The following is a 13,646-nucleotide window of genomic DNA, read 5'->3' on the forward strand; positions in this document are numbered from 1 at the left end:
CCCAGTAAAGTCTTCAGAAAACGACTTTATTCTCTTTATTTGAGTGAAATATTTAGTTTGCATTTAAATTCTGTTTCATCCAAACTTTAGTGAGTGAAGAGATATTTCCCCCTTTCAATCATAATCATAAGTTTCTTTTTTTTCTTGGTTCTAATGCCTTATATCTTTGGCTGTTGGTTCCAAATATAACAGCAATCAAATTAATCACGATTACAGGATTGCTCACTGGAACGGCACTTATTGTGTTACTCATTAATTTACGAAGGCAAAGAAAGATCATTACCCAAATATCCCGCAGTTTAAGTGAAATTAAGAAAGATGAAGAGGTTGATCTCTCAATTAAAATGGTTGAGTCTGCAGTGTCCTCGGCTGACTTCTCATCTTCCATCCCGACGCTTCTCGACATCGGTAGCACAAGGCAGAGGATGAGATCTCCCCAGGTAATGCGCACTCACCTTCACGCTTATCCCCGCCGCATATACATGACAACCATCCGTACAGGTATAGGACTTTGAAGATATTTGCCTTCTCATTCGGTCATTATGCCTCATATGCGATTCCTGTTCGTCAGGGCAGCGCTTTGCCTGCGGCTTCCTTCAGATTCCATCTCACGATGGGCACCCTTGCCGACCAGCTAACAATTCCCCCTGTCGGGCTTGTTGAGGACTTTCACCTCCAAGTGAGTGCGCCCTGCCGGGCGCACAAACAAAAGGCTGGCCAATTAGGCCAGTCTCAGTATTAATCTATTGCCCCGGATTATCACCAGCTACAGATAGAAGAAGCCTGGCTCCTCCTATCGATATCAGCTTATTCTGCTCCTGGAGCTTTTATCTCCCCCATTCACTTTTGTTATTATGAAGTTAAATACACTCTTGCTTTTATCTTCCATGACCCGATCGTTCAGAATATAACCCTGTTTAGACTGGGTATAGATGATCATCAAGTTAAGAATCCTGACAACAGATTTAACTTCTGAAAAATTGACATGGGCACTTTCCCCGTTTGCCGAAGTGGTTATGCCTGTCTTGTCAAAGAGGATCTCCATCTCCCTCGGCATCCTGTTCACAATTCTCCTGCATCGAAAATAAATCAACAGAGGCTGAAGAACAGGATAGAGCAGAATGCCCGCAGAAATAAGTATTCTGATCCCTAGACTGCCGCCTGACCAGAATCTGACAGCGACCAGAATCATGGAAACAGCGAAAACCAGATTACACACACCCAGGAAGGACCTGTAGATATTAACCATAGTGTAAACCCAGAGATCCTCCGGCTTTACACTATAACTAAATCTGAACACCGACTCCAACCTGATTCCTAATTAAACAACGACGGCAGGAAGAGACTGACCGAAGGAATAAAGGTAACCAGCATCAAAGTGATAATCATACAAATGTAGAAGGGCAGAGTTGCCTTTACCACACGTTCGATGGACACCCTTCCTACGGCTGAACCGATAAAGAGCACCGATCCTACAGGAGGAGTCAGCAGTCCGATACCGCAGTTCAGGATCACTATAATACCGAACTGAACGGGGTCAATCCCGATGCTTATGGCAATAGGCAGCAGAATAGGAGTTGCGATCAGAATGATGGGCGCCATATCCATGATCATACCCAGAACCAGAAGAATCAGGTTCAGCAGCAGGGCTAGAAAAATGCGGTTATCAGTCAGTCCGAGAATAGCCTGAGCCGCCAGAGTCGGAACGTTCAGACGAGTCAGGAGAAAACCGAAAATACTGGATGTGGAGATCAGAATCAATACAATGGAGAGAGTCTCCACACACTTGTCCAGAACCCTCCAGACTCCTTTCCAGGTCAGACCCCGGTAAATATAGACACTGACAAGCAAACTGTAGATAACGGCAATAGCTGCGGATTCGGTCGCGGTGAAAACACCACCGACAACGCCGACAACAACAAGGAGGACCGCGGCCAGAGCCCAGAAGGAAATACCGATCTGTTTGAGCAGATTGAGAAGATGGAACTTGTCTCCCTTAGGGTACTTGCGCCTTACTGATATAATATAGGAACCGACCATCAGACTTCCCGCCAGAATCGCTGCTGGAAGGTAACCCGCCAGGAAAAGACTTCCTATGGAAATCCCACCGGCAGTTGTCGCATAAATAACCATATTATGACTGGGAGGAACAAGAAGCCCTTCACAGGAACTGGTTATGGTTACAGCCGTTGAAAAGTCATCGTCATATCCCTGTTCTACCATCATGGGGATCATAATGCTTCCCAGAGACGCGCTGTCCGCAGCAGCAGAACCGGAAATACCTCCAAAAAAGTAGGAAGAGACAATATTGACCATGGCCATACCGCCGCGCATCCAACCTACACAAGCATTCGCCAGATCAATCAGTTTCTCGGAAATACCGCCGCTACCCATCAGGTAACCCATCGTAATAAAGAAGGGAACCGCCATCAGACTGAATGAGCTTATCCCCTTAACCATTTGCTGGGCAACTGTTGAAAGGGGAAGTCCCTGATTCATCAGGCAGAGAATCGAGGAAAGGGCAACCGCATAGGCAATAGGAAAGCGTAAAAGAATAAAAAGAAAAAAGGTTCCCAGCAGGACAAAAATAGCCATACTATCTACAATCATTTCTCAGCCTCCACCCCGAGAACCAGTTTTTTTATCTGGTTATAGAGCGTTTCAATTTCAAAAATTACCATGGCCACTCCCGCAAGGGGAACAGGGAAGTACATCAAGAATCTGGAAATACTGGGCATACTGACGTAAAAGCCTCTTGAACCGAGGATACGCGCGTAATTCCATCCCACAAAGATCCTTACAAATCCCAGGATCATTACAGCAACATCAGAAATTAAATCCAGGATGGCAAGCAGCTTCTGGGGCAGATACCGATCAAAAGCCGACATCCGGATGTGGTCATTGCGCCGGATTGCCAGCGCAGCGGACAGTACCGCCATATAGGCCATACAGGTGAGTACCACTTCCTCACTCCAGGCAGGGTCGGGTACAAAGGAAACGTATCTCCCGGTAACAGCCATTGCTGTAATAGCAAGATCTATTATCAACAGCATTTTGCAGATAAAAAGAACCACTCTATCCACATGGTCATAAAAAGGTTTAATTTTATCTACAACTCGAAATACCGCTCTCATCATAACTCCTCATTAAGACAAATGAGGCACAGAAAGCAGAAGCTTCTGTGCCCAATAATTAAGAAAAACGGATCTTCAACATGAAACGGATTCCTGAATCCGGTGAATCCAAGAGTCGATGAATCCGCCGGACAGAGAAAATCCTACTGCATATCGAGGATTTTCTTGTATAGAGCTGCATTATTAGCGCTGGCTTCTTTGATAACTTTTTCAGAAGCTTTCTGAAAGGGGCCTTTGTCAGCAACTTTAACTGGGACTACACCTTCGGCTGCCAGCTCTTCCAGTACTTTATTTTCAGCACCTTCGGAGAGTTTTCTGTTGTAGGCAGAAGCGATCTTTCCGGCTTCCATCATGGCATTCTGCTGTGCAGAAGACAGTTCGCTCCATGCTTCATTGGTAATAACAACCTGAATAGCACCCAGAGTATGACCGTCGAGGATCATATAGGGAGCAACTTCCTGGAATGCTTTTGACTTATAGTTGGCGATGGGCTGTTCAGCAGCATCTACAACACCGGTCTGAAGTGCGGAATATAGCTCATTGTAATTGACAACGGTAGGAGAGGCTCCGAGACCTTGTACCAGACCACGCATAACAGGATCGTTAGACACACGGATCTTCATACCAGCCAGATCTTTGATGCTGTTGAGGGGTTTGGTAGCGAAGAAATGTCTGAAACCTTCTTCTCCGTAGAACAGACCACGAATTCCGGTACCATTTTCAAAGGGCTCAAGAAGGAATTCAGGAGCCAGATCGCTGGTGGCAAATTTCCAGAAGTGTTCCCTGTTGACAAATGTATAAGGGATAGACAGAAGTTTGGATTTTTCCCCGCCGTAGCTGGTCAAAGCGAAAGCTGAGATTCTGGACATATCAATGGTTCCACCACCACCGAGCATAGCATCCAGTACGTCATTTTCAGCTCCCAGAACACCACTGTGCTGAATATCAAGAGTAACAGTGCCATTAGACAGTCTTTCAAGTTCTTCCTTGAATTTCAGACCTGTCTGACCAACGATAGAGTCGAGGGGATTAACTTCGGCGTATACCAAAGTAATTTTCTTGTCTCCACCGTCTGCAGCTGCAGCAGTTTCAGTCTGTCCGTTAGCAACCAGAGTTGATAAAGACACAACCATTGTTAACAGAAGTAATAGAACTTTTTTCATAGATGACCTCCTAAGAATATTACAATAACCATCGTTTCTCCGGGAATCCTGGTAAGGAATTTTCCAGCATAACAAAAAAGCTAAAGTGTACAAATCGAATAGAAATGAACATTTCCCTTTCTTATTAATTTTGAATGGTTAGTAAAACTTATATTACATTGTTATGAGCGATTGTCAAGAAAAAGCCCCTATATTCGTATATGCGATTTAATTTACTATGGTAGTATGGCAGTTTTTAATTACTTACACTGAGTATATATATAATTGACTCACCCTCCCTCTCCCCAACCATCACCCTGCTGCAAAGACGATGCTGAACGTATGGTTAAAAGAGGATTGTAATTGGATAATTTTTTAACCCTGAACAACTAAAAAAAAAATCAGAGCCAGTGTTTATGTGGGGTCAACGACTAAGTACAAACTTGTTTGACTCCTATACTATGCTCATCTGTCTGCGAACAAAAAGGAGAGAATCATAGATCTGGTGCTTATTTATCTGTTATAAGAAGACTCTTTGAAAAATCTCATTAATTTATATAAAAGTTCCGACAAAACCAGGATTAAGTTCTACTTTTGTCAATTTCGTGGAAATTGACAATATATAACAGAGCAACTTTCAGGAGTATCTATTGTCTTGATTGAGTGAAAATTTTAGATTGCATTTAATTGCTGTTTCATCCAAACTTTAATGAGTGAAGAAATATTCTCCCCTATTAATAATAATCAAAAATTTCTTTATTTTCCTTGCATCCAGTGTTTTATACCTTTGGCTGTTCATTCCAAATATAACAGCAATCAGATTAATCATGATTTCAGGATTGCTCACTGGAACAGCACTTATAGTGTTACTCATTAATTTACGCAAGCAAAAAAAGATCATTACCCAGATATCCCGTAGTTTAAGTGAAATAAAGAAAGGTGAAGAGGTTGATCTCTCAATTAAAATAGTTGAGTCTGCTGAGTCCTCAACAAATAATCTTGCTGAGAATATGGATATACTTACTGATCATTTGAATTCTGTCTTCATCGATATATCTCGTTCTACACGAAAGTTCAATCTTTTTGCATCAGACATTTTCTTTTCAGCACGCCATCTATCTGAAAAATCTCATGATCAGTCCCAAACCATGGAAGTAATTCTTAGGCAGGTCAGTAGTTTTCAGAACGCCTTATCTTCTTTAGAGACAGAAATATCAGCAATCCTCGAGCAGCTGAATGAGACTTCTGATGCTTATAGAGGTTTGAATGAGAGATCCGCCGCTGCAAGCTCTAGATTGGAACCATTGGCCGATGAGACAAGGAAAGCTTCCGGGGAAGCAAAAACAGGTCAACAGAATGTTGAACAGTCTGCTCAGGTAATTCAGAATCTTGTGGAAACCATGAACAGTCTGCAAGAGGGAATGGAAAGGATGAGTGAAAAAACATCAAGGGTGAGCAAAGTGATTGTTACACTTGAAGATATATCAGAAAGAACTCATGTTTTAGCGACAAATGCATCTATCGAAGCCGCACGGGCTGGTAGTCAAGGAGCGGGTTTTGCTGTTATCGCTTCAGAAGTTAGAAAGCTGGCTGGATATTCAAGGGAAGCGATCAAGGATGTTGGAGATTTTCTAAAAGAAACCAGCAAAAGTATAAATGAAAATACTCTTTATTGGAAAACAGGAGTAGAGAAAGCCTATGCTGTAAAACACTTTGGAGACAATGCCCGGGAGGTACTGGGAAGTATAAGCTCTCGTATGTCTGAAATTACCAGGGGAATGGATGATTTTCAAATTCAATTCCAAGAACAGGGAATTATCATTGATAAAACCTTAAAGATCTCAGGAGATATAAATAATAGAATTAACGGTTTTTCTGAAACTTTAAAAGAACAATCCAAAGGATATGATGCAATTCAAAGTCTTGTAAAAAATGCTGCCGAGGGTTCAGAGGCGGCTTCAACATCTGCTTCAGTTCTATCTCAACTGGCAACTTATTTAAAAGTGGGAGGAAAGGAGCTGAAATATGCAATTAAACATTTCAGAATCAGTGAAGAGCGGCAACTTTCCACAATAGCCCGTCAGGAGATGAGACGTGTTCTCCTTTACAATCTTGAAATATTCCAGAATGGCCGTTTCATTGGACATCTTGGGGATTTATCACCTTCAGGTCTCTTGATGTATAGTGACTTTGAATTTACTCTTGGAAATGAAATTTCCTCCAATGTTCAGCTGCCCATTGGTTTCACCCATCTGAATGAAATATCACTGTTATTGACACCCCGCCGGATTGAACATGACGGAGACAGCTTTAGAATTGGATGTTCTATGAAGCTGCAGAATCAAAATCAATTTGAAGAATTCACAGAGATTCTTGAGAAACTAACTCTCCACGATATAAATGAAACAATTCTCTCCCAACCCTCAGCAAAGATTCAAGAAGAATTTGAAGAGGATATTGAAGAATTGTGTGAAATATGAAAATTGTCCTTAGTGTAGTTTTTTTCCATGTGGAATGGAGAAGAGTCGTCTGAATGTTTATCATACAGCTGAGACAGGTCTTCGGGGCTGGTTTATGCATGAAGGACAGGGCACAAAGGCTTGCAAACACAAAATTGATTCACCATTCGGGAACCGCAGCCCTTGCCCCGGACGGACGGCACGTGAAGGCCGGTGAAGACAGTATAAGGGTTCCGACCTCCTTCGGCCTGCAGGTTGTCATCAATCCTTCAGATTTTACAGATATCAGCCGGGTACTCCCCTCTCAGGGGAAAAATCCCCTGGATCGAGAAGTACTAGGGGAACTTTGGGAACACCTTTCTGCTGGTAAACCCTTTTAGGGGAAAGTGCCCCAAAGTGATAGATATTCTGTTTCACAAGGAACCATGCAGCTCGTGCAATAGCTTTTGAATCGTACAGGACTTATTTCATACTTATCAATGGACATGCTTTACTCTTTCGACTCGTTATTTAATTCTGGTTATCAAACATTTTCCGATCATTGAAATCTGCAAACCCTAGAAAGAAATGTCGGAAATAGACTCGATAAATTTTATTTCCGACTTCCTCAAGAAAAATTGTATTCCGGAGAATCTGGTTGACAGGGATAATAGCGTTTCTTACCATTAAGATAAGAATATAAGTTTTAACAATTACTTCTCTGACTAATCTGCTAATCAAAAGGATGGAATCTTGAAAATAACAAATATTACAGATTGTACGACTCTAAATAATGGAATACAGATGCCCAGGTTTGGATTGGGTGTATTTCAAATGACAGAACCCGATGAAACTGTAAATGCTATACGCTGGGCTTTGGATGCCGGATACAGAAGTATTGATACTGCAGCAATATATAAGAATGAAAAAGAAACAGGTAAAGGAATAAAAGCAGGCAGTGTTGCCAGAGAAGATATTTTTTTGACCACAAAAGTCTGGAATGAAGACATGCGGCAAGACCGGGTAAAAGAAGCATTTGAGCAGAGCCTGAAACTTCTTGATACCGACTATGTGGATTTGTACCTGTTACACTGGCCGGTAAAAGGGTGCTATAAAAGGGCATGGGACACCTTACAGGAGCTTTATGCAAAAGGCAGAATGAAAGCAATTGGTGTGAGTAACTTTATGATTGAGAATCTGAAAGATATAGAATCTGGATCTGATATCATTCCTGCGATAAATCAAATTGAATATCATCCTCACCTGCAGCAGCCTGAACTTTTACAATACTGTAGAGAAAAGAACATACAGGTGGAAGCATGGAGTCCGCTGATGCAGGGAAAAATCTTTACAATTAAAGAAATCACCGATTTAGCTGAAAAGTACAAAAAAACGGCTGTCCAGATTATTCTGCGCTGGGATCTGCAAAACGGAATTGTAACGATTCCCAAATCTTCACGAAAAGAAAGAATCATTGATAATGCTGATGTTTTTAACTTTGAACTATCTGAAGAAGACATGGGAATACTAAACTCACTTGATAGCGGAACTCGGGTTGGTCCTGATCCTTATACATTTAATTTCTAAAGTCTTGGTGTCGTTTATATTCCAAAAAGAGGACTTGAAACGGACCCTTCGACCCTGCGCAATTGTTTCACCAGTGCTTAGACAGGCTCTGGTAGGAACAGGAAGGTCTTTAAGCACTTCATTGTTAAAATGATGAAGATGATTCCCGGAGATTTATACAAAAATCAAATCAGTATCTCAATTGTTATTATCCCATTAAAAATTTACTTTACCAATTATGATGTCCTTTGAGCTTGAGAATGAGTAGTTTGTAAGTAGAGCAGCTTTGTAATACTACATTTTGTAAGGCACAAGTTGATTCGGTATATATAGGAAACCATGAATATGACGGGTTGAATTCAAGGCACTCACCCAGAGCTTTAAGCACCTGGGAATCGAGATTTAGGGGATTCTATGGAACACCAAAAAAACATTACACTGAACCGTATTGTATCATTTCTAATCGGAGGATTGCTGATTTTTGCAATCATGAACCTGACTGTGTTGAATAACGCAAAAAAAGAGAATGCGCAACTTGTAAAGTCTCTGGACATCTCCCAATTTGAAGCCAGTAGACTACTTGCAGATGCGGAAGCACAATTTGCTGCCGGGGATTTTGAAGACGCAAAACTTACATTGACAACACTCTTTGAAAATCAACCTGGATCGACGGAAGCCGCCTCGGGTCACCCTTTACTGACTAAAATTGAAGCAAAAGAAACAACTCTCAATGATAAATGGGAAATGGCTCTTCCTGGTATCCGTAATGAATATTACAAAGTAATGGCATCAGAATTAAGAGCAGAATCTGAAGCCGATAGGGTTGAATTTGAAAATGAGTTAGAAAATAACATTGATAAAGCCTGGAAAGAAGAGATTGATACGATTAAGTCAGATTGGATGAATCAGAGTTAAATTTCTCTTAAAATATTAAAACGAGTCTTCCGGAAACCGAAGGCTTGTTTTGTAATTTGTGTTTACCAGAGACAATGGAGATCCCCTGAAATTGAGAAGGATATCCTTAATATATCAACCCTGTATTTTTAAATAGAAAACGTACTACATAATGAGAAACGGCTACCAACAGACCTGGTGTATCAGATAAGGACACGGACTAACTTGAGGGACTGAAGGGCGCATGCTCCTGGCGGTTCAAGCCCTCCGTAAAATCCTGCTACATCAGCTTTATACCCTTCGCTGTACAGTCCCTGCGTATTTCTTCCGGCCAGAGACTGGCCTGAACTTCACCCACATGGGCCTTTCTCAGAAGAAACATACAGAGCCGTGATTGACCGATCCCACCACCTATAGATTCAGGAAAATCTCCCGACAGAAGACGTTTGTGGAACAATAGATCCTTCCGGTCTTCAGCATCACGAAGATGCATTTGTCTCAACAAAGCTTCCCGGTCGACTCTGATTCCCATGGAAGAGATCTCGAATGTCCGGTTAAGAATGGGATTCCAGAGAATAATGTCGCCATTCAACCCCTTGTAACCGTCTTCATTTTCACTGCTCCAGTCATCATAGTCGGGGGCGCGTCCATCATGAGCGTTCCCATCGGAAAGAGCAGCGCCGATACCAATGATAAACACTGCGCCGTATTGAGAAGCAGCCTTTGATTCCCTCTCTACAGGAGTCAGGTCCGGATACTGCCTGCAAAGCTCTTCAGCATGAATGAAAGTAATGCTTTCGGGCAGAATCGGTTTTATCTCAGGAAAACTTTCAAAAACCATAAATTCAGTAGCTTTCAAAGTCGCATAAATCTTCTTAACCATAGACTTCAGATAAGCCAGAGTCCTGTCCGAAGAGGAAATTGCCTTTTCCCAGTCCCACTGGTCCACGTAATAAGAATGCAGGTTATCAGGATCTTCGTCCGGGCGTATAGCATTCATATCGGTGTACAGACCATAACCGAGGTCAATGTTATAATCTCCCAGCATCATTCTTTTCCATTTTGCCAGAGACTGGGGAATTTCGGCATAACATCCCATTCCTTTGGGCTTGAAAGAAACCGGCTTCTCTATACCATTCAGATCATCATTAATACCGGTTCCCGCTTCGATAAAAAGGGGCGCGGTGACTCTCCGAAGTCTCAGCTGGGCGGAAAAATAGGTCTGAAAAAACATTTTGATATCGGCAATGGCCTTTTCAGTTTCTTCAAGAGACAATAAGGATTTATATCCTTCGGGGTAATAATATTCTGCACTCATAAAATATATCCTCTCATAATTTTAAATATCAGTATAAAGCATGATTTCTGATTTAGCATTTGCAAACAGGATGATTTAAAGAGAGTAAGACTTCTCCCTAGTTTTCCAGACATCTGAGAAACCGAAAATGTGGTGCGGCGAAAACCCAAAGATTGCACTAATTAGTGATATTATGAAGCAGGGAATGTGGCTGAATGATTACTCCGATTTTCCGGAGCAGAATCGAATATCCCCGGTTCTTTTAAATCTAGAGACATTACATTTAAAATTTTCAACTTGTAACCTGTCGGTCCCTGGCACCTGTAGATTTTAAGATACAATTTCCATCTGTTATAGCTATTATTCAGAGTCCTTTTTTTTCTTTACACTCATTCTTTCACCATTAACTGTGGACTTATTTAATTTTTTTATGGCTAGAAGAGCTTCTTTTTCATGAACCATCTCTACAAATCCAAAACCCTTTGATTTTCCTGTTATCTTATCCATTATAATAGTTGTTGATGAGACTATTCCATATGCTGTAAAAAGTTTGCTTAGCTCATCTTCTGTTGTCTTTCTGGAAAGATCAGTTATTAATATCTTCATAGTAAGTAATATAACAGATTTCATTTGGATAATATATAATATTGCTTCTTAATTGGAATTCATCTGGTTTCCTAAACAAAACTCTCTTATGGACTTTTTCTCGATTTATAGCAGTTTCAATGATATTCTATATCCAATAATATTAAAATGGAGACCTCAGTGGAACTCAATCTCAACAGCAGAAAACTGATATTAAAGATCATCCTGGTAAACCTGAGCATCCCCTTAATCTTTATTCAGATCTCTCAAAGTCTGCTGCAACTGTTCAACCCGCTTCTTAGTGCAACCTTTTCACAAAGATTGTTATTGTCCTTCAAACCAACCATATTTGGTCTTTTTTTTATTGCTCTCGCCCTGATGGCAATAGTCTTATACCGCAAACTGAAACCCCTTATTAATTATATTAAAAATGAAACAGATTATGAAAAAGCCCGTTCAGCTACCCTGGCTGTTCCCTGGATACTGATCATCACCCACAGTTCATTATGGATACTGTCCAATCTGGCTTTTTATATGGCTTATCACTGGGAGACCCCGGGTGGTATCCCATTCTTCTGGAGCCTGTCCACTAGTGTTATTTCAGGAATCCTCGGAGCATTATTTACAGCCATATCCATGAATATACTTCTGATTCCTATCAGGACTTACTTAAACATCATAAGCAGAAAAAAGGGAGAGGTGGATCACTTCATACAGAATAAAAATACCTTTATCACGGCAGCTACGGTTCTGGCTGTAGTGATATTCACGACTTATACAGGGAGATTCTATATTTTATCTGATATGCCCAACGGCTTGAGTTTTCAAGGGGGAACAATTCTGGTCAGCATCCTATTCCTTGTGATATCTCTTCTATTAATCTACTTGAGCAAAATGGAAGACCGGGCTCAATTTTCTTTACTGATTTCAAAATTGAAAGAACTGAACAATGCCGGAGGAGATCTCACAGCAAGTATGCATATTATAAATTTTGATCAGTCCGGCGATGTTGTAGAAGAAGTAAATAAACTGATGTCAAAACTTCATTCTGCATTTATTGAAGTCTCCAGGGCTGCAGGAAAAATGCCTGTAATTTCTGAAAGAATTGATCGGTCCATTGATGATGCAAAACTGCAGATTGATCAGATCCTGAGCTCCTCGATGGAGATGAACAATTATATCAGTGATCAGAAAAGCATGATCAGCGACACCGATAGTAAACTATCCCTCATGTTAAATGGTTTCGAACGTATATCAGAATTGATGAAAGATCATGGTGTAATTGTCAGTTCAACTTCTGCAACTATCGAAGAAATAGCAGCCAATATCAAGAGCGTTTCCGAAACGACAAACAGAGCCAAAGAGATAAGCGATGATCTTGAACAGAATGTAAAATCAGGAAGTCAGGCGGTGAACACATCCATTTCTTCTATTGAAGAGATTCATGAGACATCGGGGAAAATGAATGATTTGGTTCTTGTCGTTAGCAAAGTGGCGGCACAGACAAAATTACTCGCAATGAATGCTGCCATTGAAGCAGCTCATGCAGGACACCAGGGGCGGGGATTTGCAGTCGTAGCAGACGAAGTAAGAAAGCTGGCAGGAACCAGCTCCGAAAATACTGGAGAAATATCAAGGAACATTCAGACGATGAATAATATGGTATCACAGGGTGTCAGCACGACACGTTCTGCCGGTTCACTATTGAATCAGATACTGGAAGAGGTGAATCTGTCCTCCCTTCTTTCCCGAGAAATAGCATCAGCCATGGAAGAGCAGAAAGCAGGGACTTCTAACTTGATGTCTCTGGTCGGAAAGGTGGTTGATACATCAGAAATAATCCAGGATGAAACAATGAATCAGGTTGAAGACAACAACGAATTTAAAAAAAATATTCAAAGATTTGTTGAACAGACCGATCGTGTTCAGGAAATCACAGTATCCCAGCACAAATCCAACTCCCAGATCAGCGATGCCCTGAAGGAACTGAAGATTCTTTCAGTTGAGGGAAAGACCCTGGGACTCGCATTGGAAGAGGTAATTGAAGGATTCAGACTCTGACCGGAAATGCTATAGGCCTCGCCCCGCTTGATAGATAGCAACGTCGGCCGTAACCTCAGAGACTCCCGGAATATGTTCTACAAAATTTATAACTCTGTCCCGGTAATCGACGGAGTCAGCAAACCCGGAAAGTCTTATTTTATCTTTCTCGGTAGCTTCTGAACATCAAGAAGAGGTAGATTCAATTGCCCTGCGACCAATTCAGCAATGATATCCACATCACATCCTATTCCACCAGTAACAGTTATTATTGACATAACCATCCTCCTCAGAATAATTTATCTATTCTAATTTTTATGAGAATCGGTGTAGAAAATCAAATATTTGAATGATAATTCAGCTGATATACTAGTCAAGTCCTGTGAATTGAAAGCATAGCCGAGATTGAAAAGCATATCTCACTGTCCCCTAAATTGGTACAGTGAGAAATGCATATTATTCTGCTTTCAGAACCTGCTTAAGGAATTCCTGGGTTCTTTCATTTGTTGGATCATTGAAAATGTCTTCAGGAGTACCCTGCTCAATAATC

Annotated in this window: 12 protein-coding genes; 5 read left to right on the forward strand and 7 right to left on the reverse strand. The window is 41.2% G+C overall.

The genetic code is table 11. From position 1 onward, the window contains the following. Positions 1 to 802: 802 nt before the first annotated feature. The 4 genes from PF479_RS03085 to PF479_RS03100 form a co-directional block, all read right to left on the reverse strand. On the reverse strand, positions 803 to 1,249 hold the full coding sequence (locus PF479_RS03085) for a YcxB family protein (protein ID WP_298002118.1): 447 nt from the start codon (positions 1,247 to 1,249) through the stop codon (positions 803 to 805). A gap of 68 nt (positions 1,250 to 1,317) precedes the next feature. Beyond that, complete coding sequence (locus PF479_RS03090; RefSeq protein ID WP_298002120.1) at positions 1,318 to 2,610, reverse strand: TRAP transporter large permease; 1,293 nt, start codon at positions 2,608 to 2,610, stop codon at positions 1,318 to 1,320. After that, positions 2,607 to 3,137 (reverse strand): TRAP transporter small permease, encoded by a 531-nt coding sequence (locus tag PF479_RS03095; RefSeq protein WP_298002122.1) that lies wholly within the window; start codon positions 3,135 to 3,137, stop codon positions 2,607 to 2,609. Before PF479_RS03095 ends, PF479_RS03090 begins: the two co-directional genes overlap by 4 nt. 140 nt (positions 3,138 to 3,277) lie before the next feature. Further along, positions 3,278 to 4,297, reverse strand: coding sequence for a TRAP transporter substrate-binding protein (locus tag PF479_RS03100; protein WP_298002124.1), 1,020 nt, complete (start codon positions 4,295 to 4,297; stop codon positions 3,278 to 3,280). Positions 4,298 to 4,989: 692 nt separating this feature from the next. Between PF479_RS03100 and PF479_RS03105 the strand changes: the two genes are divergently transcribed. The 4 genes from PF479_RS03105 to PF479_RS03120 all read left to right on the forward strand — a co-directional run bounded on the left by PF479_RS03105 (position 4,990) and on the right by PF479_RS03120 (position 9,195). Next, entirely contained in the window at positions 4,990 to 6,756 is a 1,767-nt protein-coding gene (locus PF479_RS03105) for a methyl-accepting chemotaxis protein (protein ID WP_298002126.1), read from the forward strand. A 53-nt stretch (positions 6,757 to 6,809) separates the two neighbouring features. Next, positions 6,810 to 7,115, forward strand: a complete 306-nt coding sequence (locus PF479_RS03110; RefSeq protein ID WP_298002128.1) for a hypothetical protein — start codon at positions 6,810 to 6,812, stop codon at positions 7,113 to 7,115. Positions 7,116 to 7,467: 352 nt separating this feature from the next. Beyond that, a complete protein-coding gene (locus tag PF479_RS03115; RefSeq protein WP_298002130.1) occupies positions 7,468 to 8,301 on the forward strand; it encodes an aldo/keto reductase in 834 nt (277 codons plus the stop codon). A 393-nt stretch (positions 8,302 to 8,694) separates the two neighbouring features. Then, complete coding sequence (locus PF479_RS03120; RefSeq protein ID WP_298002132.1) at positions 8,695 to 9,195, forward strand: hypothetical protein; 501 nt, start codon at positions 8,695 to 8,697, stop codon at positions 9,193 to 9,195. 259 nt (positions 9,196 to 9,454) lie between these two features. Here PF479_RS03120 and asnA read toward each other — a convergent pair whose 3' ends face one another. Then, entirely contained in the window at positions 9,455 to 10,492 is a 1,038-nt protein-coding gene (gene asnA / locus PF479_RS03125; RefSeq protein ID WP_298002134.1) for an aspartate--ammonia ligase, read from the reverse strand. A 339-nt stretch (positions 10,493 to 10,831) separates the two neighbouring features. Then, the gene (locus tag PF479_RS03130) at positions 10,832 to 11,077 is read right to left on the reverse strand and encodes an RNA-binding protein (RefSeq protein WP_298002136.1); all 246 of its coding nucleotides are present in this window, start codon (positions 11,075 to 11,077) and stop codon (positions 10,832 to 10,834) included. Positions 11,078 to 11,236: 159 nt separating this feature from the next. Here PF479_RS03130 and PF479_RS03135 point away from each other — a divergent pair, with 159 nt between their 5' ends. After that, positions 11,237 to 13,117, forward strand: coding sequence for a methyl-accepting chemotaxis protein (locus tag PF479_RS03135; protein WP_298002138.1), 1,881 nt, complete (start codon positions 11,237 to 11,239; stop codon positions 13,115 to 13,117). A 134-nt stretch (positions 13,118 to 13,251) separates the two neighbouring features. Here PF479_RS03135 and PF479_RS03140 read toward each other — a convergent pair whose 3' ends face one another. After that, positions 13,252 to 13,374: a hypothetical protein gene (locus tag PF479_RS03140; RefSeq protein WP_298002140.1), complete on the reverse strand. Its 123-nt coding sequence runs from the start codon at positions 13,372 to 13,374 to the stop codon at positions 13,252 to 13,254. Between the last annotated feature and the right edge of the window lie 272 nt (positions 13,375 to 13,646).

Source organism: Oceanispirochaeta sp. (genome assembly GCF_027859075.1).
In the GTDB taxonomy this organism is placed as follows: Bacteria; Spirochaetota; Spirochaetia; order DSM-2461; family DSM-2461; genus Oceanispirochaeta.

Excerpts from the sequence above, each read along its gene's own strand:
- PF479_RS03090 (WP_298002120.1), bottom strand. The coding sequence starts at position 2,610 with ATGATTGTAGATAGTATGGCTATTTTTGTCCTGCTGGGAACCTTTTTT.
- asnA (WP_298002134.1), bottom strand. The coding sequence starts at position 10,492 with ATGAGTGCAGAATATTATTACCCCGAAGGATATAAATCCTTATTGTCT.
- PF479_RS03095 (WP_298002122.1), bottom strand. The coding sequence starts at position 3,137 with ATGATGAGAGCGGTATTTCGAGTTGTAGATAAAATTAAACCTTTTTAT.
- PF479_RS03085 (WP_298002118.1), bottom strand. The coding sequence starts at position 1,249 with ATGGTTAATATCTACAGGTCCTTCCTGGGTGTGTGTAATCTGGTTTTC.
- PF479_RS03100 (WP_298002124.1), bottom strand. The coding sequence starts at position 4,297 with ATGAAAAAAGTTCTATTACTTCTGTTAACAATGGTTGTGTCTTTATCA.
- PF479_RS03140 (WP_298002140.1), bottom strand. The coding sequence starts at position 13,374 with ATGTCAATAATAACTGTTACTGGTGGAATAGGATGTGATGTGGATATC.
- PF479_RS03130 (WP_298002136.1), bottom strand. The coding sequence starts at position 11,077 with ATGAAGATATTAATAACTGATCTTTCCAGAAAGACAACAGAAGATGAG.
- PF479_RS03120 (WP_298002132.1), top strand. The coding sequence starts at position 8,695 with ATGGAACACCAAAAAAACATTACACTGAACCGTATTGTATCATTTCTA.
- PF479_RS03110 (WP_298002128.1), top strand. The coding sequence starts at position 6,810 with ATGTTTATCATACAGCTGAGACAGGTCTTCGGGGCTGGTTTATGCATG.